Source organism: Yersinia sp. 2542 StPb PI (assembly GCF_048593855.1).
Taxonomy (GTDB): Bacteria; Pseudomonadota; Gammaproteobacteria; order Enterobacterales; family Enterobacteriaceae; genus Yersinia; species Yersinia enterocolitica_E.
Genome location: NZ_JAZGQA010000341.1, coordinates 1 through 2,146 on the forward strand (window position 1 = coordinate 1; position 2,146 = coordinate 2,146).

The window sequence follows — 2,146 nt, forward strand, 5'->3', positions numbered from 1 at the left end:
GTACAAATACAAGGAAGGTAGTCACTATGCAAATTCCAATGGTAGCTCTCATTCTCGGGATTATAACCCTATCCGGGTGTGCTACGCCTAAACAATGGGAAGCAACTGGAGGTGGAAAGTCTGATGGGATTGTTCAGATTTCTTATGAACAAGGCCAGTTTGAAAACGGACAAAGTTCAGACTCCCAAGGCTTAACAGTGGCCACAGAGCGTTGCAAATTTTGGGGATATAAGAGTGCATTGAAATCGGGTACTGAGAAATCTATTTGCAAGACTATGGGGAAGTACAATTGTTTGCAAACGACAGTAACTCAGGATTATATCTGCGAGAAATGACTTTAGAATTCACTTAATCTTTTGTGAGCTCCTACGAAGGGGCTCAATTGATTGTAAGTCTTCATTAAAATTCTGACCTATATATTAGATAACAGTTTCGGTTTTCTCGGATTATGTACTAGCCAGACTGTAGCGTTATCAGCGAGGCCTATGTGTAAAGTATGAAGCCTGCGCCGGTTCTGTCGCATTAAGGGGCACTGTTGCAAATAGCCCGTTAGGGTCAACGTTCATGGTTAGGAAGTTGGATCCATTTATTGCTCTTAAGTTAGAGACAAAATAGTGCGGTCCGGCAGTTGATTTCATCAACTATGGCAACATATGGTTTACAATTGAGTGAAACGACAGCGCTTTTGATACCCAATCTAAATTTTAGACAGATCTTCCCTATGCTGCCTGTCTTAACCATCGCTCTGTTTGGAACTCCAACTGACGTCTGGCCAATAATTCTTTGCCCGGATACCGGCCTCCCCACTGTTAAAAACCATCCGACTGCCACGCAACACACACTGGTAAGGATCCACATTGGTAAATTGTTTCATCAGTGACGCAAAGCCCGGTTTCTGTGGTTTTTTCTTCATTTTAATCCCCAGTGTGGTATAGACTTTAGGCAATAACTCACCCCGTTTCCGATTGACCAGGAAACCGTAATACCTCACCATTTTAAAATGGCGTGACGGGATATGGCTGATATAGCGCCATAGCATCTCCTCCTGGCTGAGTCGTTGCGTGCGATGTTGCTGAGTCCGGTGGTCATAGTAATGATGAACAACGACTCCTTCGGTGTAAAGACGCAGTTTTGAGGCTGCGATCGGCGGCCGTTTCAGATAGCGGCCGAGGTAATTGACGTTTTGCCGGGCATGTTGGGTCTTTTTAGCAAAGTGGATTTTCCAGCGACGCTGAAACTGCGTCTCAAGAAACTGGCACCATTCCCGATAGTCCCGAATATGCGGATAGCCGGCGGCAGGTAAATTGAGCGAGGCGTAGTTTTCCCGCAACAGGGCGATGACGACCTGACGCCAATAGCGCTCAACGATTTTCTTTTTGAAGTAAACCGGCCGCCAGATGCCGTGTTTTAGGCACAAACCTCCACGAGTGACGGACAGATGAATGTGCGGATGCTGATTGAGCTGGCGGCCGTAGGTATGCAGGGCTACAAACAAGCCTATTTAGATACCGAGCTTTTTGGCCCATTTCAGCAGTGTATTGGCGGCACAAGCGAAGAGTTTATTGAGCAGGTGCCAGTTGTTGGCAAAGGCGGGCCAGAGTTTATCGGGCATGGTGAAGATGATGTGCTGCCATTCGCAGTCGGGCAGGATGTACTGTTGCTCAGCAATCCATTGCTCGGTGGCTTTCATGCCACAGGCGCTGCAGCCTTTGCTTTTACAACTTTGGCAGAAGTATTTGGTGTGAGAACAGTGGGCAGAAGCGCATCAATACCGGCGAACTCCCATGGCCTCGGTCCCGCAGGCGAGCATCCGCTCGACGACCAGTTTGGTCCATTCGGGGACTGCATGGCCGTGTTTAGCGAGTAACTGGCCCCAGCCATCATCAATCTGGAAGAGGAGTTTTTCCGGACGAGGTATGTGCATACACGGGAGTATAGCGAGCTACGATGGCTGAGAAAGTCACTTTCTAACAGAGATTTAGCTCCCGCCGCAGGCGGGCTACTGTTCTGCAACAGTCTCCCTGAGTCTCTCGCATTAGCCTGCGTTTTAAATCCCCAAAATTTGCATTTGATCCCATTGACCTACATTTTATCTTTACGGACCGTTAATAACGGCCATTCGAAAGTTTTAGACTCCAGAAGGAAT

General features: G+C 47.7%; 1 protein-coding gene and 1 pseudogene. One reads left to right on the forward strand and one right to left on the reverse strand.

The genetic code is table 11. The annotated features are described in order from the left end of the window. On the forward strand, nt 1-335 hold a 335-nt coding region (gene yecR, locus V1952_RS21400), incomplete at its 5' end, for a YecR family lipoprotein (RefSeq protein WP_420075508.1). A 384-nt stretch (nt 336-719) separates the two neighbouring features. On the opposite strand, the pseudogene V1952_RS21405 reads toward yecR, so the two are convergent. Next, nucleotides 720-1,924 (reverse strand): annotated as a pseudogene (locus V1952_RS21405) (IS91 family transposase). Between the last annotated feature and the right edge of the window lie 222 nt (nt 1,925-2,146).